At 70.7% G+C, this 22,820-nt stretch carries 18 protein-coding genes; 13 read left to right on the forward strand and 5 right to left on the reverse strand.

Annotated elements, in window-relative coordinates; all coding sequences use genetic code 11:
• The first annotated feature begins 239 nt into the window (after positions 1-239).
• Positions 240-743 carry a hypothetical protein gene (locus ACZ4FV_RS47360; protein ID WP_465327281.1) on the forward strand — a complete coding sequence of 168 codons (504 nt, stop codon included), beginning with the start codon at positions 240-242 and terminating at the stop codon, positions 741-743.
• A 102-nt stretch (positions 744-845) separates the two neighbouring features.
• Here the strand turns inward: ACZ4FV_RS47360 and ACZ4FV_RS47365 are convergent, their stop codons facing one another.
• The 3 genes from ACZ4FV_RS47365 to ACZ4FV_RS47375 all read right to left on the reverse strand — a co-directional run bounded on the left by ACZ4FV_RS47365 (position 846) and on the right by ACZ4FV_RS47375 (position 6,442).
• The gene (locus ACZ4FV_RS47365) at positions 846-1,973 is read right to left on the reverse strand and encodes a hypothetical protein (protein ID WP_465327283.1); all 1,128 of its coding nucleotides are present in this window, start codon (positions 1,971-1,973) and stop codon (positions 846-848) included.
• Positions 1,974-2,338: 365 nt separating this feature from the next.
• Positions 2,339-4,711: a hypothetical protein gene (locus ACZ4FV_RS47370; protein ID WP_395870566.1), complete on the reverse strand. Its 2,373-nt coding sequence runs from the start codon at positions 4,709-4,711 to the stop codon at positions 2,339-2,341.
• A 453-nt stretch (positions 4,712-5,164) separates the two neighbouring features.
• Complete coding sequence (locus ACZ4FV_RS47375) at positions 5,165-6,442, reverse strand: WxL domain-containing protein (protein WP_465327286.1); 1,278 nt, start codon at positions 6,440-6,442, stop codon at positions 5,165-5,167.
• A 527-nt stretch (positions 6,443-6,969) separates the two neighbouring features.
• On the opposite strand from ACZ4FV_RS47375, the gene ACZ4FV_RS47380 reads away from it, so the two are divergent.
• The 10 genes from ACZ4FV_RS47380 (at position 6,970) to ACZ4FV_RS47425 (ending at position 19,546) form a co-directional block, all read left to right on the forward strand.
• On the forward strand, positions 6,970-7,458 hold the full coding sequence (locus tag ACZ4FV_RS47380) for a hypothetical protein (protein ID WP_395870570.1): 489 nt from the start codon (positions 6,970-6,972) through the stop codon (positions 7,456-7,458).
• Positions 7,459-7,999: 541 nt separating this feature from the next.
• A complete protein-coding gene (locus tag ACZ4FV_RS47385; RefSeq protein ID WP_395870572.1) occupies positions 8,000-8,842 on the forward strand; it encodes a hypothetical protein in 843 nt (280 codons plus the stop codon).
• A 343-nt stretch (positions 8,843-9,185) separates the two neighbouring features.
• Positions 9,186-10,784, forward strand: a complete 1,599-nt coding sequence (locus tag ACZ4FV_RS47390) for a hypothetical protein (RefSeq protein ID WP_402234007.1) — start codon at positions 9,186-9,188, stop codon at positions 10,782-10,784.
• A gap of 282 nt (positions 10,785-11,066) precedes the next feature.
• On the forward strand, positions 11,067-12,815 hold the full coding sequence (locus ACZ4FV_RS47395; protein ID WP_402234009.1) for a COG1470 family protein: 1,749 nt from the start codon (positions 11,067-11,069) through the stop codon (positions 12,813-12,815).
• A complete protein-coding gene (locus tag ACZ4FV_RS47400; protein ID WP_395870578.1) occupies positions 12,812-14,023 on the forward strand; it encodes a hypothetical protein in 1,212 nt (403 codons plus the stop codon). Before ACZ4FV_RS47395 ends, ACZ4FV_RS47400 begins: the two co-directional genes overlap by 4 nt.
• Positions 14,020-14,814, forward strand: coding sequence for a hypothetical protein (locus tag ACZ4FV_RS47405; RefSeq protein WP_402234011.1), 795 nt, complete (start codon positions 14,020-14,022; stop codon positions 14,812-14,814). The genes ACZ4FV_RS47400 and ACZ4FV_RS47405 overlap by 4 nt, the downstream gene beginning before the upstream one ends.
• Before the next feature lie 47 nt (positions 14,815-14,861).
• Positions 14,862-16,238 carry a hypothetical protein gene (locus ACZ4FV_RS47410; protein WP_395870582.1) on the forward strand — a complete coding sequence of 459 codons (1,377 nt, stop codon included), beginning with the start codon at positions 14,862-14,864 and terminating at the stop codon, positions 16,236-16,238.
• 287 nt (positions 16,239-16,525) lie between these two features.
• Positions 16,526-17,377: a hypothetical protein gene (locus tag ACZ4FV_RS47415; protein ID WP_395870584.1), complete on the forward strand. Its 852-nt coding sequence runs from the start codon at positions 16,526-16,528 to the stop codon at positions 17,375-17,377.
• A 175-nt stretch (positions 17,378-17,552) separates the two neighbouring features.
• Positions 17,553-18,224, forward strand: a complete 672-nt coding sequence (locus ACZ4FV_RS47420) for a response regulator transcription factor (RefSeq protein ID WP_020556678.1) — start codon at positions 17,553-17,555, stop codon at positions 18,222-18,224.
• A gap of 56 nt (positions 18,225-18,280) precedes the next feature.
• Positions 18,281-19,546, forward strand: coding sequence for an ATP-binding protein (locus ACZ4FV_RS47425; RefSeq protein ID WP_395870586.1), 1,266 nt, complete (start codon positions 18,281-18,283; stop codon positions 19,544-19,546).
• Between the two features lie 103 nt (positions 19,547-19,649).
• Here the strand turns inward: ACZ4FV_RS47425 and ACZ4FV_RS47430 are convergent, their stop codons facing one another.
• Together ACZ4FV_RS47430 and ACZ4FV_RS47435 are read right to left on the reverse strand one after the other, a co-directional pair.
• Positions 19,650-20,246, reverse strand: coding sequence for a GtrA family protein (locus ACZ4FV_RS47430; RefSeq protein ID WP_395870588.1), 597 nt, complete (start codon positions 20,244-20,246; stop codon positions 19,650-19,652).
• Positions 20,243-20,734 carry a GtrA family protein gene (locus ACZ4FV_RS47435; protein WP_395870590.1) on the reverse strand — a complete coding sequence of 164 codons (492 nt, stop codon included), beginning with the start codon at positions 20,732-20,734 and terminating at the stop codon, positions 20,243-20,245. The genes ACZ4FV_RS47430 and ACZ4FV_RS47435 overlap by 4 nt, the downstream gene beginning before the upstream one ends.
• 225 nt (positions 20,735-20,959) lie before the next feature.
• Between ACZ4FV_RS47435 and ACZ4FV_RS47440 the strand changes: the two genes are divergently transcribed.
• Positions 20,960-22,099, forward strand: coding sequence for a 5-(carboxyamino)imidazole ribonucleotide synthase (locus ACZ4FV_RS47440; RefSeq protein ID WP_395870592.1), 1,140 nt, complete (start codon positions 20,960-20,962; stop codon positions 22,097-22,099).
• On the forward strand, positions 22,096-22,599 hold the full coding sequence (gene purE / locus ACZ4FV_RS47445; RefSeq protein ID WP_465327307.1) for a 5-(carboxyamino)imidazole ribonucleotide mutase: 504 nt from the start codon (positions 22,096-22,098) through the stop codon (positions 22,597-22,599). The genes ACZ4FV_RS47440 and purE overlap by 4 nt, the downstream gene beginning before the upstream one ends.
• Positions 22,600-22,820: the final 221 nt, after the last annotated feature.

Raw genomic sequence — 22,820 nt, forward strand, 5'->3', positions numbered from 1 at the left:
CCCCCCCCCCCCCCCCCCCCCCCCCCCCCCCCCCCCCCCCCCCCCCCCCCCCCCCCCCCCCCCCCCCCCCCCCCCCCCCCCCCCCCCCCCCCCGACGGGCGTTTCCTGATCCTGTCCGCGGACAATTCCGAACGATCGGTCGATCCCCTGCCTCGGCCGGTCCGGTGAAAGGGCCCGTCGTGAAACGCACCAAGCTCGCCACCGTCACCGTCACGTGCGCCGCAGGCACCCTGGCCGCCGTGGCCGCGCTGTCCACCTCCGCCTACGCCATTCCGCCGGAAGCGCGGTCCATCACGATCGCTTGCCAAGACTCGAGCGGCGCGCTCTTTCCCGGCGTCACATCGATCACCGGGGCGCTGACGTCGAGTCAGTCCAGCCCCACACTGCCGCAGAAGATGAAGGCGAACCTGCCGGTCAGCAACCCCGTGCCCGTGCCGCCCAATTCGGCCGCGATCGTGATTCGCGTCGTGCAGACCAGCGGCGGGGGCTCGGGCGTGGGGACGGTGTTCGACTTCGCGGGGTCGACCCATCCGTTCTGGGGGCCCGTGCCGATGGTCCTGGGACCGCTCGCGGCTCCCTCGGTGATTCCGGCCGGTACCACGGCTCGGTTCAAGGACACCACCGGCGCTCCGCCGAGCGCCACGAATTGGTCGATCAAGATCCGGAACCCGGTCCCCGGGACCGGGAACGACATCTACTGCAACGGCAAGCAGCCCAACGGGTCAGCGGATTTCAGCTTCTGAGTCGAGCGTCGTCCGGTTCCGAGCCGAGCGTCGTCCGGAACCCACACGCGTCGGCCCCGGTACCCGAATCGGGTACCGGGGCCGACGCGTGCGTGCCGTGCGCTACTTCACGGTGATGCCCGCCATGCCGAGCTTGTCGAACTTGAAGCTCGTGTCGATCTCGACCGCCGTGATTCCGGTGGTCTTCTTGCTGGTGACCAGGATCCACGAGGAGAACCTGCCGTTGCGGTCGGTCCACGCGACGCCGAAGTTGAAGGTCGGCTTCGCACCCTCGACGCCCGCGAGGGCGATCGGCGTGTTCGGGGTGAAGTTCTCACCGGAGACCTTCACGAACGTCCACGGGCGCACGGTGCTCTTGCTCAGCGTCACCTTGCGCTGGACCACCGGGACGTCGGCCTTCTTGACGGTCAGCGGCGTGGACGCGCTGCGGGCGCCGTCGGTGACCCGCACGCTGTACGCGCCGTCCGCGGTGCCGGGGGCGACCGTCACGCCGCCGGAGAGCACGCTGTCGGCGCCGATCCGCAGGCTGTTCGCGGAGATGCCCGCCGGGTTGCACGCGGTGCCGTCCGCGGCGCACAGGGACGGCGTGGCGGTACCGCCCTTGGTCCAGTTGGTACCGGAGAGCACGGTCTCCTTGCCGGCCTCCACGGTGCCCGGGGACGCGCTGAGGGTGGCCGTCTCGGGCGTGCTCTGCACGGTGATGCTCTGCGCGACGCCGGAGCCGCCGGTGACCGCGCACGGCGTGGTGAAGTTGCCGTACGGCGTCACCGTGGCGGTGGTGGTCTTGGTCGGGGTCAGGTCGACCGTGCCGGACGCGGTGGCCGGGACCTGGAGCTTGACCGTGAACGGCGGGCTCTGGATCGGCGTGTTCGCCGGGATGTCGATCGTGGTCTGGGCCCCGGTCAGGGTGACCGAGCCGGTGGCCCCGCCGGAGAGGGCGAAGTCGATCGACGGCGTCATCTTGATGCCGTTGAGCGCGGCCGGGCTGGTGGCCGGGCTCGGACCGAGGGTGATCGTGAGGTCGATCGTCTCGCCGGGCTTGGCGGTGGTCGGGCCGTCCACGGTCACCGACATCGGCCCGGTCTTCTCGCCCTGGCCGAGCGGCAGCGAACACGTGACGGTCGGCGTCGCGGTGCCGGCGAGGGCGGCGGGGGCGCCGGCGAGGAGTCCGGTGATCGCCAGGGTGCCGACGCCGAGCCCGGCGGCCAGGCGCATGGTGCGTTGCTTCATCCGGTGCTGCTCCCTGTCCTGCGTTCCTTGCCGGCGGCGGGCGTTGGCGTCGCGTCGGCGGCATGGGGGCGGATATGCGCGTGCTAAGTGGAACGTGTTACAGAAGTGGGACGGGTCACATTGATGCGCCTTCGTCCGACGAAGTCAAGAGCCGTGATCGGCCCATGTGACCGGCGAGTACATCTTCGCCAGAGCGCTGACCTGCACTGACACGTGTCGTTTCGAAGCGGTGGAACAAGTTCCACTTTGTTGCGACGCGCGGCCGGTTCGCCACGTCGCGCGGCCGGCCCACGGGAATGCGAACGGGGCGCCCACCGCCACCTCGGAAGGTGTCGGTGAGCGCCCCGAGCAGGGCTGAGGCGCCGTCAGGAGACAGTGAGCGTCAGGGTTCCCGTGTAGGTGCCGGCCGCCTGGTACGCCGGGATCGCGAGCGACAGGCCCGCGTCCGCCGTGAACACGCCACCGGTCTTGTGCGCCGGGTCCGAGGACGCCGCCGCGCTGCACAGCAGGCCGCCGTTGACCGTACCCGCGGACCCCGTCACGACCGGGCTCGCCGAGTTCGGGTCCAACACGGCACACCGAGGCGTCCAGGACAGCGCCGAGGCGGGCAGCGAGAAGCCGCCATCCGCCTTGAGGTCCGAGACGGAGCCGGTGAGTTGCCAGCCCAGCGTGCCCTTGCGGGCGTCGGTGACGGTGACCGTGTTCAGACTGCCCGTCATCGTCTGATCCCGGTTCGCGAACGGAACGTCCGCGAGCACGACACCGTTTCCGGCCTGGGTCATCGACAGCGTGCCCGGCTCCTCGCCGGGACCGCCGCCACCCTCGAAGGTGAACGCGGCGAGCGCCATCTTGTTGCGGTCGCTCTTCTCGGACGCCCGGATCTGGGTGGTTCCGGGCTTGGTCACCGTCAGATCGACGGCGAACGTGCCGTCCGTGACCGCGGTGGTCTCGACCGTGTCGCCGGTCGCCGCGAGGTTGCCGTCCAGGGTCTCCAGCACGACGGGCGCGCCGGGGGTGAAGTTCTTCCCCGTCACGTGCGCCTTGGTGCCCGAGGGGCCCTTGTCCGGTGTCGCGGTGATCGCGCGTGGCAGTACGACCGCCGAGGTGACCGTGATCGGCGCGGTCAGCGAGGTGATCCCGACGGTGACCTTGACCAGGTAGTTGCCCGGCGCGACGTTCGCGCCGAGGGTGGCCTGGGCGGTGAGTGCTCCGCCCTGCGCCACCGAGCCGGACCCCGCGCCGAACCCGGAGCCGGTGCAGTTCGAACCGTCCTCCGCGCACAACTGGATCTGCGGATTGCCCTGGCCGGTAGGCCAGTTCGCCCCGGAGAGCTTGGCTACGTCGCCCGGCTCGAGCAGGTTCCGATCCACGATCAGGGTCGCCTGGGCCGGGGCGCCCACCGCGATCGAGTGCGAGGCCGCCGGAGTACCGGTGGGCGCGCCGCTCGACGAGATGGTGATGACCTTCAGGCCGTATCCGGCAGGCGCCAGATCGATCCGACCCGCCTTGGTGATCTTGAGGCTGCCCTTCATGTCGCCGACCTCGAGCACCTTGCCGCCCTGCGACGCCGGGTTGCCCTTGGGGCCGGTGACCTGCACGTCGCCGGTCTGGGCGCCGGAGATCTTGACGGTGCCGCTGGGCGTCACCGTGTCCTTGAGCGCGACGACCCAGCTCGAGGGGTTGCGGGGATAGCCGATCCACTTCCACTCGACGGTGACCTCGTCACCGATCTCGTACCACGGCTTGGCCGGGGTCACCGAGAGCGCGACCTCGGGCTCCCAGTCGAAGACCGGGCCGTTTCCCCAGGCCGGGGTGTAGCGCACGCCGTACTTGACCGGCTCGGAGTGCCGCAGCGCGTCCTTGGCGACCGAGATCGGCACCAGGACGGACGCCGTGCCCGAGCCGATCCTGACCTGACGAACGGCATCCGGCACATTCGCCGCCACCTTGACCTTGCCCGCCAGCTTTCCGGAGGCGTCGACGGTGAGGGTGGATCCCGACGCCCCTTCCGCCGCACAGGCGTTGCCTTCTCGATCGCACAGTTGCACCGTGACGCCGCTCGCGCCGATCGGCCAGTTCTCGCCGGTCACGTCGATGGTCGAGCCGGGACGGGCGATGTTTCGATCGAACGTCGCCGTCGGTGCCTTGACCGCGCCGTCGACCTTGAGCGTGGTGCCCACGCCGGGCGTGCCGTTGGGCGTACACGGCGTGTCCCAACTGCCGAACATGTTCGCGGTGCTGGTGTAGCCGCCGGGAGAGAGGTTGAGCTCGCCCGGCTTGGTGATCTTGAGCTTGCCGGTCATGGTCGACAGCCACAACTTCTCGCCACCGGGGGTCTGCGCGTTCTTCTGCGGACCCTCCATGGCGATCTCGCCGCCCTGCGCGCCGGTGACCAGGACCTTGCCGCGCGGCTTGACCGCGTCCGCGTTCACGGTCACCGAGGACGGGTTCTTCGCCGCGTCCTTCCAGGTCCAGGAGACGGTGACCTCGTCGCCCACGTTGTATCTCGGCTTCACCGGATCGACGGTGAGGTCGACCTGGGCGTCGAAGTCGAACGGACCGCCACCGATGCTCGGCGGTACGCAGTGCACGTTGTACGTCACAGGAGCCGCGTTCGCGGACTGTGCCCCCGCGCCCACGCCCAGGGCACCGGCCACGAGGGCGGTACCGAGTACGCCGGCCATGCGCTTGCTGCGGAATCCGGACCCAGTACTTTCCCTGGTTCTTGGTCTGAGCATGTGGTGCTGTCCCTCCTCGGGATGCCTGCCTGGCCCGCCGGGGGAGCGGGCAGTCGAACACCACACCGGGACCGGTCCGCCGCCGTCGGTGACCCGCGCGGCGCGGGGCGGTCGATTCGGTGCCGTGCGCCGATTCGACGTCGGCGGGGCGACACCCGACCCCGCTGTCGTCACCCGGTCGTTCCTACTGATGAAACCTGTTCCAGAAATCAGCGCCTCCCATTGAGCCCGGGGGCGTTTGCGAAGTCAACAGCGGAACGCGATCCGGCGGCAACGATTTGTATGCGGATTCGACGGGCGGGAAAGGGCGTCGGGACGGCCGGCGCGCGGCGCCCGAACGCGGCGGGCGCCCCGTGCCGACGCACCGATTCACCGTCACGGGATCCGCCCCGGTGACACGCGGACGCCCTCCTCGCGCGCGGCGAGGAGGGCGTCCCGGTTCGGTGCGGCGACTCAGCTCAGACTGAGCGTCAGGTTCCCGGTATAGGTGTCGGAGCGCGCGCCGTTCGGGAGCGACAGACTCAGCAGCGCGTTGGCCTCGAACGCGCCGCCGGTGACGGCGCCGGTGCTCGGGTTCTGCCGGCACAACACCTCGGCGCTGCCGCCGACCGTGCCGGGGATGCCGGTGCCGACGGTGGCGGGCGGGCCCTCGACGGTCGTGCAGGCCGGGATCCACGCGAGTCGCTGCGCGGGCACGATCTCGCCGCCCTGGCCGACGAAGTCGCTGACCTGGGCGGTCAGCGTCCAGCCGAGCGTGCTGCCGCGTCGATCCTCGATGGACACCGGGTTCAGCCGGCCCTCCAATCGCTGTGCGTCGCCGTTGGGTTGGAACTGCGGCATGGTCACGCCGGCCTGGTCCTGGCGCATGAACAGCGGTCCGGCCACGGCGTTCACCGGCGTCTGCGGCACCTGAGCGGCGGCCGGTGGGAGCGCGGGGATGCTCGGCGGCGGGGGTGGCACGGTCCCGCCGGTGGTGGGACCGGGCGTCGTGCCCGCTCCGCCGAGCGTGGGATCGCCGACGGTGCCCGCGGTCGGGTCGGTGGTGCCGCCGGTCGGCGGCGCGGTGGTGGGCGTGCCGCCCGGATTCGTACCGGTGTTGCCGCCCGCTCCGGTACCGGACGAGCCGCCGTTGCCCGAACCGCCGCCGGCCGATGGGCCCGGCGTCTGCGACAGGCCGACCTGGATGCTCGCCGACACGGGCAGGCGATCCGGGTGCACCGGCGTGCAGGGGGAGTCCCGAAACGCGAACTGCTTGAGCACGTAAGCGCCGGGGGCGAGGTCGATCCGCCCCTCCCTCGCGATGGTGAACCGTCCGGTCAGGTCCGCGACCGGGAGTGGCTGGGAGCCGCCGACCCCCGGGTGCTTCGCGGGGCCGGTGAGCGCGATGTCCCCGACCTGGGCGTTGGAGAGCTTGACCGTGGCGTTCGGCGTCTCGACATCGGGGAGCACGCCGGTCCACGTCCACGGGTTGCGCGGCGGCGTGGCCCAGTGCCAGGTGACGGTCACCTCCTCGCCGACCTTGTACGTGCCCTGCCTCGGCGGTGACACCGACAGCTCGATCCTCGGCTTCCAGGTGAAGTCGGGACCGCCCAGGAGCGGAGGCCGGCAACTCACCTCGTGCTCCACGGGCGCCGCCTGGGCCCCGGGTGCGACCGCCGTGAGACCCGCCGCGCCGGCGACGAGCACGCCCGCCCCCAGCATCGCGAACAGCCTCCTGCGGGGTGGAACCATGCGCGGGACGCTCCCTTCCTGTCGGACCCCGGTCCGTCGGGATCTCGGGGTGGCCTGAAACGTGTTCCATAAATGGGCCAAATGCCCATTGATTCCGCTCGCCTGACGTGGTGTCAAGGGATCCCGTGCGGCTGTGACGGGGTTCGCGGGGCGTGGGTACGCAGCGTCGTCGTCGACACGGCCGAGTGTCACGGTCGCGGCGACGGGCCGATCACCCGCGTTCCATACGGATCTCGACACGGCAAGGCCCATCCGGGCGGAACGGATCGTTCCGCCCGAATGAGACCGAAAACCGTCCGGTTCGGTGACGTCGCACCGGAACCTTTCGCCGGGAAACGGGACATGCCACCGCGACACACGGTGATAGCACGCCAACTTTCGGTTGCACACGTGTCACCCGGGCAGTGCGCCGGCTTGCGATCCGAAGTCGTGTCAGGCTTGCCGCGCTCCAGCAGACCCGTACGTGCCGCTCCACCCGGCGCGCCCTCCCGCGCGCCGTGACACCCACCCCGGGAAGAGGAATCAGCATGCGTGCTTCGGTCCAGGCAAAGGCGCTCGTGGCGGCGGGAATGTTGGCCGCCACCGTCGGATTCGCCGCTCCCGCGTCCGCGGGTACGGCCGGTGTCAACGACAACTGGCAGACGTGTGACGGACCCAGGACGTTCGCGCCCGACGGCGGCACGCTCGGTACGGCGTGTCTGGCCAAGGTCGGCAGCACGCTCCAGGCGTCGACCTACATCGATTTCAACAGTGCGACGCCGACCGGCTGGACGCAGTGCGGTGTCCTCTACAGCCTGTCCAAGCGCGCGGCCGGGGGCGGTTGGGTGTCCATCGGTGGGGAGTACGTCGACTGCCTCACCGCCGCCACGGCGGGCACGGCCATCCTGAGGTCCGACACCGAACCACTCGCGCCCGGGGAGTACCGGGTGTCCATGGGCATCCTCGGTGTGTACAACGGGCAAGTGCTCCAGGCGCAGATCCCGCTGGCCGAGACGGCGGCGGTGACCGTCTCGTAGTCGACATCGACGCGGGCCGAACGGAACTCCGGGCTAATCAGTCCGGAGTTTCCGTGTTTGTGGGGCCCTTCGGGAATCACTTGTACTTGACACGTGTCGAGTTTGTGGTGACCTGTCAACCGTCTTGTCGACACAGTGATTTCGCAGGTCCGCGCGATATGGAACCGTGTCCGACGGATGCAGATTTTCTGCTTTTCGCTGTTGTCCGCTCATGCCACTTGTCGTACCGTCACCCGAAGATCTGACGTGACATCAAGTACTGGAACAGTCTCGATGTCTCCCGGACGCGCCAAGGGAAGCCCCCTCCAGGGAACGCGAGGCGTGTCCCACCGGTGCTTGCGTGGTCCGGTTTCCCGCCCGGTCCGCGCCTCGAAAGGGGGAAGTCGGGTGTGGCGACCGCGTGTACCCGATGCGTCGGGGCGCGTGCCGGGTCGGTGCAGGCCGACACGCCGGACCGGCCCTGCTGAGCGCGCGTCGCTCCGGCCGTTCCGATCAGGACTTCTCGACGAGCAAGAAATCCCCCCGAAGGGAGAACCACCGTATGGGCAGGCCCATTAAGCGAACCGCAGGCGGCTTGGCGGCGTTCGCCGTCATGGCGGGCGGCATGCTCGCGTTCGCGCCGCAGGCCGGCGCGGCCCCCGTCAACACGACGGTGAAATGCGACTTCAGCGACCCCACGGTCAGAGCGGCCATGGGTGAGGACAAGACGGGCCCCCAGCCGTTCACGGTCACCGGTCCGGCCACCGGCGAGGCGGGCAAGTCGATCAAGCTGACCATCGACCCGGGAGTGAGCCCGGCATCCTCGCCGCTGGGCACCAAGGTCAAGATCACCCCGACGGTCACGTTCACCGCGAAGTACGAAGGCGGGTCCGCGACGGTGACCGCCGTGGGCGCGACCGCCACCCTGGACCTCGTGGCCAACGTCGGCATCGACGTGCCCTCGTTCCAGGCCAACGTCTCGGTGCCGCAGAAGGCATCCGGGAAGGTGGACCTGCTCCCCAAGGGCTTCGCCCTGAAGATCGAGGTCCTCAACCCGGAACTGACCCTGAACGTGCCCTGCGCCATCACCGACACCAGTCCTCCGGTGGCCTACTCGGTGACCGTGCCGGCCGCGAGCACGACCGGGGGGAGCACCAGCTCGGGCTCCACCACCTCGGGTTCGACCACCTCGGGCTCCACCACCTCGGGTTCCACGACGTCGGGTTCCACCACCACGTCGGGGACCACCACGTCGGGTACGACGACCGGTTCGGGCACGCTGCCCAAGACCGGTCCGCTGGACGACGCGCTTTCCATGGGCCTGCTCGGCGGCACCGTCGGTCTGCTCGGCATCGGCGGCGTACTGCTCGCCACCCGTCGGGTCCGGGCCTCGCGCAACGCCTGATCGATCGCTGGGGACGGTCGGCCTTCGCTGTTGGGAGGCCGACCGCGCCGCTTGCCGGCGGCTATTGACTATGCGGCGCGATCGCGCGTGAATGGCACGCCAGAATCTGTAACAGGTTTCAATTCGCAGCACACGATCCGTGTCCCGCTCGGGCTCGACGGACAGTGAGACGGCCGCCTCGGCCGCGTGCAACGGATCTCGAGCGAGGCGACCGCCCCAGGCAAGGCACCGGAGCGCCGGGCCCACGGTAGTGCGACGCTCCTCGGCACTCGCTCCGGTGTGGTGTTCGACCGCCCCGCCCCCCGGCGACCGGTGGTAACCCCCTGAAGGGAGCAGCACCACAATGTTCAAACCCAGCAAGAAGGTTGTCGCGTCGCTTGGCGTCGCGATGATCGCGGGTACCGCAGGGCTGGTCGCGGGCGCGCCGATGGCGTCCGCCGCCTCGGTCAATCCGGACCTGACCTGCACCGAGCCGATCCTGAACTGGAACAAGTCCGGTAAGCAGACGTTCGATGTCGCGCTCACGCCGAACACCGGCAACGCGCCGGCCACCGTGCAGGCCAAGATCGACGCGGGCGAGAACCCGCTGCGGCCGGACGACCCGTTCACCAACATCGGCTTCGTCGGCAAGTACACCTTCGCGTTGAGCACCGGTGGCGAAGTAACGCTGACCGCACCGCAGTTCCAGGCGGACATCGGTCCCACACAGGGGATCAACCCGCCCGAGTTCACCGCCGACCTGGCCATTCCCCAGGCCGCGCCGGGAACCACGATCGAGCTGACGCTCAAGACGTTCGCACTCGACGTCTACCTGGAAGGCATGCCGGACCCGATCACCACGGCCACCTGCCAGGTGACCGGCAGCAACGGAGTCGCCGCGTCCTACAAGGTCGCCGAAGCCCCGCCGCTCGACCCGACCCTGACCACCACACCCGGACAGGTAAAGCCCGGCGGCTCCCTCACCGTCGCCGGTACGAACTGGCCGGCCGGTACGCCCACCGTCGAACTGTGCGACTCGACCGGCAACGCGTGCGACGCGACCAAGGTCACCGGGGCGCTCACCGTCACCGATGGCGCGCTGGCCGGTACCGCGACCATCGGCGCGACGGTCGCGGACGGCTCGTACCAGCTCAAGGTCACCGTCGGCGACAAGTCCAAGACCTCGAACGTGACGGTCAAGGCGGACGTGCCGAGCAACCCGCGCAAGCTCACCCTGAACCCGACACACGGGCCGGTCGGCACCGAGGTCACGGTCAACGGTGAGGGTTACACGCCCGGTGCCGACGTGTACGTGATCCCGACCAACGCCGCCCAGCAGCCGGACGTTCCCGGCCTGGTGATGGCGAAGGCGGGCACCGACGGCAAGTTCACCGCCAAGGTCAAGGTCAACAAGGCCGACACCACGCTGATCGCGGCGTCCGAGGACACCAGCGGCACGCTGTCCGCGGGTGCCCCGTTCACGGTCGACGGCGCACCGCCGGTCGGCTCGCTCAAGCAGGACCTCACCGGCACGATCGCCGGCGGCGCCCTGACGATCTCTCAGGAGAACGGCGGGATCAAGCTTTCCGACGTGACCCTGAACGGCACCCAGCAGAACATGACCGGCGCGCTGAACACGGTGACGGTCAAGGACTACCGGGGCGGCGCCACGGGCTGGACGCTGACCGGTGCGGTGACCGACTTCGGCAATGGCGCGGGCGGCACCATCCCGGCGGACAAGTTCTCCTGGACGCCGAAGGTCACCCCGGGCGAGGGATCGCCGAGCCAGGCGGTGGCCGGTAGCGCGGGCCCGATCGGCAAGACCGGCGCCACGCTGGCATCCGCGCCCAACGCGGACGTCACCGGTGGCACGTTCGCTGCCGACGCGGGTCTGTCCCTGGCGGTTCCGGCCTACCAGGCGCCCGGTAACTACAGCGCGACGCTCACGCTCTCCATCTCCTGACCGAAATCTCCGACCGGACCCGTCCGGCGCGGAGACCTCGAACGGCCTCGACACCGGGGGCTCGTGCGCCGCGGAAAACCATCCGTGGCGCACGGTCCGCCGGAGCGGGCCGCTGCGGATCGACGCAGAGCGGAGGGTGGGGCGGGCAGCCGGCCCGTCCCGCCCACACCGCACCCGCCCGATCCGCGCCCGCATCACCCAGGCACACAGCGCGGGCCCTTCGGATCCGCTCCCGAAGCCGGCCCTTTCGATCCGCAGCACACAGACTCGCTGGAGACACCGATGACGGGCACCCCGGCCCCACACAGCCGCCGGCAAGGCGGACGTATCCGATCCCTGGCCACCGTGTTCGCGGTGCTGGCCACGCTGTTCGCGTCCCTGACGCTGGTCGCGCCGACCCCCGCGTCGGCCGCGGGCAACGGCGAGTGGTCGGTCGATCCGTACGTGCCCGACGGCACGAGCCAGAACGCTCGTCGCTACTTCTTTCTCGAAGGCGCCGCCGGCACCACCGTCCCGGACGTGGTGACGGTGCACAACACGAGCCAGGCGCCGCTCACCATGAAGCTGTTCGGCGCGGACGCGTACAACACGCCGCGCGACGGCGGCTTCGCGCTGCGCACGGTCACCGACAAGCAGAAGGACGTCGGTACCTGGATCCAGGTGGCGCCGGAGAACCAGACGCTGACCCTCCAGCCGGGAGAAAAGCGCCAGGTCCCGTTCAACATCGTGATCCCGCCGAACGCGACCCCCGGTGACCACCCCGGTGCCGTGGTCGCGCTCAACACCGCGATCGAGGGCACCCAGCAGCAGGGCCAGATCAAGGTCAACATCCAGCGCCAGATCGGCGCCCGGGTCTACCTGCGGGTGCAGGGCGACGCGTTGCCGGCGATGGACATCCAAAAGGTCGAGGTCGAACGGGACGCGGGCTTCGGGCAGTTCTTCGGCTCCAGCGACGCGAAGATCACCTACCGCATCATCAACCGGGGCAACGTGATCCTGCGCCCCAAGTTCGATCTGAAGGCCGAGGGGCTGTTCGGGCGCAAGCTGATGAGCAAGGTCGAGGAGGGCGCCGAGATCCTGCCGGGCTCGACCGTGGAGAAGGTCGTGGAGTGGAAGGACGCTCCGCGACTGGACCACGTCACGGTCAAGGTCGACGGCAAGGTCGCGGACCAGAACGTCAAGGACGACGCGAGCGCGTCGTACACGGCCGTGCCGTGGCCCAGCCTGGTCACCCTGGCCGCGCTCCTGCTGGTCGCCGGCGTCGGCTGGGGCCTGTGGCGCAACCGTCGCAAGGGCAAGGGCGGCGACCCGGCCACGCCGGGTGGCCCGGTCGGTCCCACCGACGACACCACCGTGCTGCCGCCGATCCCGGCCGCGCCCGCGCCCGCCGGCGAGACCGTCGCGGAGCACGCGGAGACCGCCGGGGAACCCGAGACCGAGACCGAGTCGACGGTCGAGGAGCCGGTGCCGGCCGAGCCCGCCAAGGCGGCGGTGGCGGCGGAGACTTCCGGGGAGTCCGAGCGGGCCGAGGCGGAGAGCGAGACGCCGGCCGAGGTCGCCGAGGCCGATGCCGAGCCGGTCGTGATCGAGAAGGGCACGAAGGCCGAGCCGACCGTGGGGGAGTCGACCGCAGGGGAGTCGACCGAGGCTGCGGCGACCGTGGAGAAGCCGGCCGAGGCCGCAGCGGGCGAGGGCGACGAGGCGGACGGCAACGCCGTCGAGGAGAAGCGGGCCGACGAGGCCGGCGTGTCGGGTGGGGTTGCCGCCGAGCAAACTCCTGCCATGGACAAGCCCGTTGAGGAAGTGCCCGACGTCGCGGACGCCGCGTCCGAGCCGGCCGCGCCCGATGCGAAGCCCGCCGCCGAGCCGGCCACCGAAACCACCGCCGGCGCCGCCACCGAGCCCGCCACCGAAGCCGCACCCGCCAAGAAGGCCGTCAAGCGCCCGAAGGGCAAGCAGCCGCCGGCGCGCCCTCGCACGGACGCGCCGGCCGCCGAGGACTCCGCCGATTCCGCGGGGGTCGGCCGTTGATCATGGGCAACCGGGTCAGTCACGCAGTTCGGGTCGGCCGCACGCGCGGTACCGCTCTCGCGCTGATCGCCGTGCTGTTGCTGGGGCTGGTTGCCCTCGGCGGCACGGCGCCCGCGCGTGCGGCGGACCCTGCGCCGGGCGCGGGACCGAGCGCGTCGATCGACCCGGGCAAGGTCGCGGCCGGGGACAAGGTCTCGGTCGTCGGCGGCGACTGGACCCCCGGTTCCCTGCTCCAGGCGAGCATCTGCGGGGAGAACGGCCTGCGCGGCACGGTCAACTGCGCGGCGGCCAGTGCCGCGAGCGGCACCGTGGACGCGGGCGGCAACGTCGCGATCACCCTGACCGCCGCCATCCCGCCGTCCCCGTGCCCGTGTGTGGTCCGGATCGCGGTGATCATGAACGGCCCGGCCAAGGACGCGAGCGTGCCGCTGGAGATCGACGGAGCGCCGTACGCCCCGCTGCCGCAGACGGTCAAGACACCCGGTCGACTCGTCTTCATCGACAGCCACATGGCCGGCGAGGACTCGATCTTCACGTGGTTCGGCTCGCCCGTGCAGCGCCGGTTTCGGATCGAGGTGGGCAACATGGGTCAGCAGCCCATCATCAACCCGACCTTCCGGATCGGCTTCTACCAAGGGGTCTACGCCCCGACGTGGGAAGACTACGAGTCGCACATCGTCATCCCGCCGGGCAAGCGCACCACGATCTCGCTCCCGGTGGAACTGAAACCCCGTCAGCACGGCACCTTCAGTTGGCGGGTGATGTACGACAACCAGGTCGTGGACGAACAGGCCCTGGAGGTCGGTCGTCCGTGGGGTGTCTACATCTTCGGCGCGCTCCTGGTGATCGTGGTGCCGGTGACGGCGTGGCGGCTGTTCCTGCGGATCGTCGAACTCATCGGCGAGCAGCGGGCCCGCCGTGCCGGCGAGCGCGAGCGCGAAGTCGGCCTGGCCGAACCGCCGTCGCGCCTGACCAGGGGTGACAAGAACCGCAAGTCCGGCGAGGACAAGGCGGATGACGGTACGTCGGAACCCAGGACGGCCAATCGGCGCCCGTCCGAAGTCGGCGCCGAACCGGTCGACCTGAGCAAGCGGCCGATCCGTTCGATGGTCGAGACGATGGTGATCGGCGGTCCGCTGTACGCGGGTTCCGAGGCGGGCGAGGACGATCATCCGCGCGCCGGCGACTCCGGGGGGCCGCAGCGATGACCAGGCGACCCGGCAAGGGGCTCGGCGCCCTGATCGCGACGACCGCGGTGGTCGGCACCGTGCTCGGGTTCTATTACGGCCCCGGCGGCGGCGAGTTCGGGCCGTCGCACACCAACGTCACCGATCAGGCCGGCCCGAGCGGCGGCGGCACCTTCCGGCCCGCCCCCACCGGCGCCGGCGAACCCACGAACTCTCCTCTGCCGAGCGAGGATTCGACCGGCCCGGAGGTGTCCGGCAGCGGATCCGGGTCCGCCTCCGGTGGGAGCGACGGCGGCGGATCGACCTCCGGCGGGGGAGACCTGGACTGGGACACCAGGATCGAGCAACCTCGGTCCCCGGCCCGGGTGGACGGCAACATCAACCCGGGCGTCCTGGCCGTCAGTACACCGAGCACCGGACAGAGCCGGCTCACCGTGGATCGGGTCAGCGGCACCGCCAGGGGCGCGCTGAATCCGATGCTCGTGCAGGACTTTCGCGGGTCGCGCAACGGGTGGACCCTCACCGGCGCGATGTCCGACTTCCGGGCGGAGAACGGAACCCGGATCGAGGCACACAACCTCGTCTGGGATCCGTACTGCACGCCACACCCGGGACGCGGCCCGTATCCCAGCTCGGCGAAACCCGGTAACCGGGCGCAGTCGAGCCGCACGGCGACCCTGTGCTCGACATCGTCATCACCGAGTGTCACGGGGGGTGAGTTCGACGTCGGTGCGGAGCTGACCCTGCGGCTGCCGGACCGGAACACGTCGGCCGAGAGCTACTCGGCGACCTTGACGCTCACGCTCAGCTGACCGAAACGACGGGGTGGGTCCCGCCCCGACGAAGGGAGCACAACCTGATGAGCAAGGCCAAGACAAGACTCGCCACAGCCGCGATCGGCGGCATGCTGGTGGCCGGTGGCACCGGCATGGTCGTGCTGGCACCGGCCGCGCAGGCGGCCGACTCGGTCAAGGTCAACATGACCTGCCAGATTCCGTACCCGCCCGGTTCCCCGGACGTCACCGCCGACTTCAACATCGCGATGGAGGTGCCCACCGGCAAGACCGCGCCGGGCGGTGAGGCCACGGTCAAGATGACCATGGGCGCGACCCCCGTCAACGGGCCGGTCAGTCTGCCGGACCCGGTGGACTTCACCGCGACGTTCGACGCCAAGGCGTCGGGGGGTTCGACCCAGACCACGAAGATCGTGGGCGAGAGCGGCAAGATCCAGGTCACCGAGGGGCAGCCGATCACGCTTCCCCCGTTCAACGCGAAGATCAAGGTGCCGTCCGACGCCACCGGCGACATCGACATCACGCCGACCAAGCTGGTCCTGAACGCGGCCGGTGCCATCGACGTGCCGTGCACCGTGAACGGCACTCCGAAGCTGGGCACCATCAAGGTCGACGCGGGCGGGACCCCGCCGCCGTCCTCCCCGCCGCCGTCGTCCCGGCCGCCGACCTCGCAGCCGCCGACCTCGCAGCCCCCCACCACCGAGCCGCCTGGCACCCAGGGGCCGCCGAACGGCAAGGAGGTGAACGTCGACTACGCGTGCAAGACCAAGGTCGAGGACTTCCCGGTCAACATCCCGGACACGACCGCGACCTACGGCGTCACCATCACCGTCCCCAGCACGGCCAAGAAGGGTGACAAGGTCGACATCTCGGCCAAGTTCAAGGACAACCTGGTCGGCAAGGCACCGGCGGGCCTGCCCGGCAGCAACATCGACCTCAAGTTCATCCCCACGTTCACCATCGACGTGGAGGAAGGGTCGAACAAGAGGTCTCTGGACCTGACCGGCCCGGAGAAGGCGCTCAAGGTCAACTCGGGCGACCCGCTGACCCTGGACGGTCCGATCACCGGCAAGTTCGACGTGTGGGGCGGAGGCGACTTCTCCTTCAAGCCCGGTCAGCTGAAGATCTCCACCAACGCGTCCCTGGGCACCATCAAGGCCAGGTCCACCACGACCTGCACGGTGACCAACACGTCCGTGTCGGCCACCCTCAAGGCCAGCGGTGACCAGGGCACCCCGCCGCCCACCCTGACCCAGTCCCCCACGGGCAACGTCGGCAGCAACGGCGGCAGTTCCGGTGGCACCACCGGCGACCTCGCGAACACCGGCGCCTCCGGCGGCGGCATGACCGCGTTCGCGATGGCGGCCGGGACCGCGGTGCTCGGCGCGATCGCGCTGATGTTGTTCGTGCCCTACCGTCGGCGGATTCGCAACCAGGTCTGACATCGCGTCCGCGCGTGGCGCCGGCCGGGCGTCGCGCCGGGCACGATGAGCGGACCGGGTCGAACTCCACCCGGCAGCACGTGACGCGAAGGGTCCTCCAGTCGGTCCTCACCCGACCGGAGGGCCCTTCCGCCGTCTCGCGCCCCGGTCCACCGCGCCCGGGCGATGCCCGGCCCGATGCGCCGACTCCCGCCGCACCCGAACCCGCAATCCCGTAATAACGTCACCCGCAAGTCCCGCCACCCCACCCGCAGTCTCGCCACCATCAGAAGGGAACGCGACCCCCGATGGCTCTCTCGGCTCCACGCTTGGCGAGCGCCGCCCTCGCCCTGGGCTGCACGGTCGGCCCGGCGCTCGCGCTCGCCCCGTCCGCCGGCGCGGCGGAACCACTGACCGTGCAGGTGCACTGCGTCATCCCGCTGGATCAGCCCGCGGTCGACGGCCCGCAGCAGATCACGCTGGAGGCACCGAGCGAGCCGGTCCGCCCCGGCGACAAGGTACGGATCAAGGTCACCCTCGGCGGCAGCCCCGCGACCAGCCCGCTGCCGTTCCCCGGCACCCCGCTGACCCCGTCCATCCAACTCGTGCTCTCCGGCGGCGCGAGCGGCGAACTCACGCTCCAGGGCCCGAAGATGCGGGTCGACATCCCGGGTACACCGGCGCAGATCGTGGTGCCTCCGTACGAGGGCGAGGTCACCGTGCCGCTCGACGCCAAGGGTGACATCCGGATCGCCCCGGGCAAGATGGTCACCAGCACCGCGATTTTCGGCGACCAGATCACCACGTGCTTCCCGACCGCGCCCGCGCCGCCCGCGACCACGCTCCGGGTCGACCTGTCGGCGAAGGGCGTGGACGGGCCGTCCGGCAACCCGGGTGATCCGGGTGCCGTGCCGCCCGCGATATCGGGCCAGGCGTCGGCACAGGGCCCGATAACGCTCGCGGAGAGCCCGGTCGCGAGTGTGGGCGAGGTCGCTCGGGAAGCCGGCCGCAACGGCGTCGACGTCGTGAGCCGGGGCGAGGACGACGGCGACATCTCCGGCGGCACCATCGTGCTGATCGCGGGCGGCGCGCTGATCCTGCTGATGGCCGCGGTCGCGATGATGTACTCGTGGCGTCGGCACTCGGACGACGAATGGTGACGGGGCTCGGCGTCGGCGTGGCGGCGGTGCGCGTCCGGGGCTGATCCGCCCCGGTTCGGGCAGAATTCGTCACAGTCCCCCGATCAGCGAAAAATCCCCGCCGATTTCCGGCCGCCGCAGGTCTGTCGGCCGGAGCTCGTCAACCTCGAGCCGATGGCTCAGTAACATCAAGGTCATGACCCGCGTACTGCTCGCCGAGGACGACGCATCCATCTCCGAACCGCTCGCGCGTGCGTTGCGCCGAGAGGGCTACGAGGTCGAGGTGCGCGAGGACGGCCCAAGCGCTCTCGAATGCGCCGCGCAGAGCGGGGTGGACCTGCTCGTCCTCGACCTCGGTCTGCCCGGGATGGACGGCCTGGAGGTGTGCCGGCGGCTGCGCGCCGAAGGGCACGGCTTCCCGGTGCTGGTCCTGACCGCGCGCGCCGACGAAGTGGACACAGTGGTCGGCCTCGATGCCGGTGCCGACGACTACGTCACCAAGCCCTTCAGGCTGGCCGAGCTGCTCGCGCGTGTTCGCGCGCTGCTGCGGCGCGGCGCCGCCGACGTCGGCCAGGGGGTGCACGGCGTACGCATCGACGTCGACTCGCACCGCGCCTGGATCGGCGAGGAGGAGCTCCAGCTCACCGCCAAGGAGTTCGACCTGCTGCGCGTGCTCGTGCGCGACGCCGGCCGGGTGGTCACCCGTGACCAGCTCATGCGCGAGGTGTGGGACACCACGTGGTGGAGTTCCACCAAGACGCTGGACATGCACATCTCGTGGCTGCGCAAGAAGCTCGGCGACGACGCGGGCAACCCCCGCTACATCACCACCGTGCGCGGCGTGGGCTTCCGCTTCGAGAAGAGCTGACTTCGAGCCGGGCCGACTTCGCGGGAACCGACCTCGGAAAGCTGACGGGACCAACCTTGCGTCGCAGGCTCATCAACACCACGCTCGGCGTGGTCCTGGTCGTCGTGGCGGTCCTCGGCGTGCCCCTGGCGTTCGTGGAGACGCACGCGATCGAGAACAGCGCCGGCGACAGCCTCAAGGCCGAGGCCGCGCGCATCCTGGAGGTCGTCGAGCTGCGGCTGGCCTCCGGTGAACGCTCGGACGCGGAACTGCTGCACCGCCAGATCGAACCGCATCGCTACGCGATCGTGCGGCTGCCGGGGGAGCCCCCGCTGGTGATCGGCGACAAGCCGAGCGGCCGGGTCTTCGAGAAGGACATGCACGGCGAGATGGGCGACTCGGTCACCGTCGGCGAGCCGCGCGAGCGGGTCACCGGCAAGATCCGCGAATCCCTCCTGCTGATCCTCGGCGTCGCGCTGCTCGCCGTCGCGGCCGCCGCCGCCCTCGCCGTGTGGCAGGCCCGCCGGCTGGCCCGCCCGCTGACCGACCTGGCCGAGACCGCCGAACGGCTCGGCTCCGGCGACCCCCGGCCAAGGCACCGCCGGTACGGCGTGCCCGAACTGGATCGGGTGGCCGAGGTGCTGGACCAGAGCGCCGAACGCATCGCCCGGATGCTCACCGCCGAGCGCCGACTCGCCGCGGACGCCTCCCACCAACTGCGCACCCCGCTCACCGCGCTCTCGATGCGCCTCGAGGAGATCGTCGCGACCGAGGATCCGGAGATCGTCAAGGAGGAGGCCGCGATCGCCCTCTCCCAGGTGGAGCGGCTCACCGACGTGGTGCAGCGGCTGCTGACCAGCAGCCGGCGCGGCAGCGGCGGGCGCGACCCGCGCAACATGTCCGCGGTCACCGTGCGGGTGGACGACGTGATCCAGCAGCAGATCGACGAGTGGCGGCCCAACTTCCGCGAGGCCAAACGCAACATCCGGGTCGAGGGGGAGCGCGGGCTGACCGCCGTGGCCACGCCCGGCGCGCTGTCCCAGGTGCTCGCGACGCTGGTCGAGAACACCCTCATGCACGGCGCGGGCGCGGTGAACATTCGTACCCGGACGACCGGCACGTCGGTGGTGCTCGAGGTCGAGGACGAGGGCACGGGAGTGCCCGACGAGCTGGGTGCGCGGGTTTTCGAGCGGGCGGTCAGCGGCCACAACTCGACCGGCCTGGGCCTCGCGGTCGCCCGCGACCTTGCCGAGGCGGACGGCGGTCGCCTGGAACTGCTCCAGCAGCGCCCGCCGGTGTTCGCGGTGTTCCTGGCGGCCCACCCGGAGGAACCGCCGGAGTAAGGCCCCCGGGCCTTCGAACCCCGGGCCTTCGAACCCCGGGCCTTCGAACCCCGGGCCTTCGAACCCCGAGCCTTCGAACCCCGAGCCTTCGATGTCCCGGGCCTCAGGCCCGGGACGTCTCACTCTCGTCCTCCACCAGCCGGGCCGCCTCGGTGTCCAGGCGTGCCCGGCCCGGGCGCGCCGGCCGTCCGTCCGCCTCCGCGGCGTCCTCGGTCGCCTCGCCCGCCTGCGGCGCGACCACCCGGACCGCCTTGCGGTCGACCTGGTGGGTGCCGGTGAACACCCACGTGCGGTAGGACCAGAAGCGGAACAGCGTGCCCAGCGGCAGTCCGACCGCGTACTTGGCGACGTTGTCCGCGAGCAGCGAGGGGTAGCCGAGCCAGTAGTGCGAGATGGCCACGGTGCCCGCCTCGATCGCCATGCCGACCCCGCTGAACACCATGAACAGCACGAACTCGCGGCGACTGTCCGCGGACGTACGGTGCCGGAAGGCCCAGTACCGGTTGCCCAGGTAGTTGACCACGATCGCGATCGCGGTCGAGATCACCGACGAGCGCACCGAGGCCAGGCCGAGGTGGTTGCGGCAGATGTTGAACACGATCACGTTGACGATCACGCCGAAGCCGCCCACGGCGCCGAACTTCAGCGTCTCGTGCAGCAGGTGTCCGACCCGGCCGTACCAATCCCGGAGCGCCTTCACGACATGCCACCTTCGACGACCGGCACGGATTCCGGCCGTTTGTGCTTGAACACCCACGTACGGAATGCCCAGAAGCGGAACAGCGTGCCGAGGGCCATACCGACGATGTTCGCCGAGATGTTGTCGGCGAGCGTGCTCTCGTAGCCCATCAGGGTGTGCGAGACGTACACACTCGATGCCTGGATGCCCGCCGCGATCGCGCTGAACACGAAGAAGAGGGTGTATTCGCGGCCGACGCCGGTGCGATCCCGATGCCGATAGGTCCAGTACCGGTTACCGACGTAGGCGACGATCGTCGCCGGGATCGAGGACATGATCTTCGCCGCGACCCCGCCCATGCCGAGCGAGAGGCCGAGGTTGAACACGAGTACGTCCACCGCGTAGGCGAGCCCGCCCGCGACCAGGAATTGGGTGACCTCGGCACGAAAGCGCGCGAGACGACTCGCGGGCGGCGTGCCGACCGTGTCGGGACGTGCGTCGACGGGCAACGGCTCGGACGCTGCTCTGGCTCCGCGGGTGCTATCGGCATGACGACTCACCCGACGAGGGTAGCCGCCGCGGCCGTTCGGCATCGGCGCGCGGTCTCCCTCATGTCGCAGACTCTTTACCGGAACATCTTCCGCCCCATGTGGCACATGTCGTTCGGGCCTGCTCGGCCGCGCCCGGAATGCCCGCCGACACGCCCACCCGGGTCGGGTCGGTACCCTTCCCCCGTGACGTTCCCAGTCGTCGGCATGGTCGGCGGCGGCCAGCTCGCCCGCATGACGCACCAGGCCGCAATCCCGCTCGGCGCCCGCTTTCGCGTACTCGCCGCATCCCCGTCCGAATCCGCGGCCCAGGTCGTCGGCGACGTCGTGCTCGGCAGTGAGGACGACCTCGCCGACCTGCGCCGCTTCGCGCAGGGCTGTGACGTGGTCACCTTCGACCACGAACAGGTGCCCCCCGCGCTCCTGGAGGCCCTGGAGGCCGACGGCGTGGTCGTGCGGCCGAGTCCGAAGGCCCTGGTTCACGCCCAGGACAAGGGCGTCATGCGGGCCCGGCTGGCCGAGATCGGCGTGCCGTGCCCGCGCAACCGGATCGTGACCGACCCGGCCGACGTCGCGGCGTTCGCCGCCGAGGTGGGCGGCTGGCCGGTGGTGCTCAAGACCACCCGCGGCGGTTACGACGGCAAGGGCGTGTGGATCGTGCGCGGCGAGGACGAGGCCGCCGTGCCGTTCGCGGCCGGGGTGCCGGTGCTCGCCGAGGAGAAGGTGGACTTCACCCGCGAGCTGGCGGCCTGCGTGGTGCGCTCGCCGCACGGCCAGGCGGTGGCCTATCCCGTGGTCGAGTCGATCCAGGTGGACGGCGTGTGCCGCGAGGTGATCGCGCCCGCGCCGGACCTGGCCGAGGAGCGCGCGGTGCAGGCGCAGCGGATCGCGCTGTCGATCGCGGGCGAGCTGGATGTGACCGGACATCTCGCGGTCGAGCTGTTCGAGACCACCGACGGCCGGATCCTGGTCAACGAGCTGGCCATGCGTCCGCACAACAGCGGGCACTGGAGCATCGACGGCGCGGTCACCTCGCAGTTCGAGAACCACCTGCGCGCGGTGCTCGACCTGCCGCTGGGCGACCCGCGCGCCCGGGCGCCGTGGACCGTGATGGTCAACGTGCTCGGCGGCGACTACCCGGACATGTACCGCCCGTACCTGCACGTGATGGCCCGCGATCCCGGGGTCAAGGTGCACATGTACGGCAAGGACGTGAAGGCCGGCCGCAAGGTCGGGCACGTCACCGTGTGCGGCGACGATCTGGCGGACGTGCGCGAGCGCGCCCGACACGCCGCCGACTACCTCCGAGGGGACATCACCGAATGAGCACGCAGCCCGTCGTCGGCATCGTCATGGGGTCCGACTCGGACTGGCCGGTGATGGAACTCGCCGCGCAGGTCATGGACGAGTTCCAGATCGCGTACGAGGCCGACGTGGTCTCCGCGCACCGGATGCCGCAGGAGATGATCGAGTACGGCACGAGCGCGGCCGAGCGCGGTCTCAAGGCGATCATCGCGGGCGCGGGCGGCGCCGCGCACCTGCCCGGGATGCTCGCCTCGGTCACCCCGCTGCCGGTGATCGGCGTACCGGTGCCGCTCAAGTACCTGGACGGCATGGACTCGCTGTTGTCGATCGTGCAGATGCCGGCCGGCGTGCCGGTGGCCACCGTCTCGATCGGCGGCGCACGCAACGCCGGCCTGCTCGCGGTGCGGATGCTGGCGGCGCACGATCCGGCACTGCTGGCCCGGATGACCGCGTTCCAGGCCGACCTGAAGGCGCAGGCAACCGAGAAGGGCACAAAACTGCGCGAGCGGATCGGGTCCTAGACCCCCCGCCGCGACAGAGGCCCGGCGCGTCAGCGCCCCCGACCCCTGAGCGGATCGGGTCCCAGCCCCGACCCGTCAGCCCCCGGCGCCCAGCCCCCGGCGCGTCAGCGCCCCCGACCCACCCCACCCCAGTGATCGACGCGCGAAGCGCGGAGAGCGGCGGAGCCGCAAGCGTGGGCTTCGTGCCCCGGAGCGAAGCGGAGGGACACGAAGCCCCGAGC

This window comes from Embleya sp. NPDC025285, assembly GCF_055558835.1.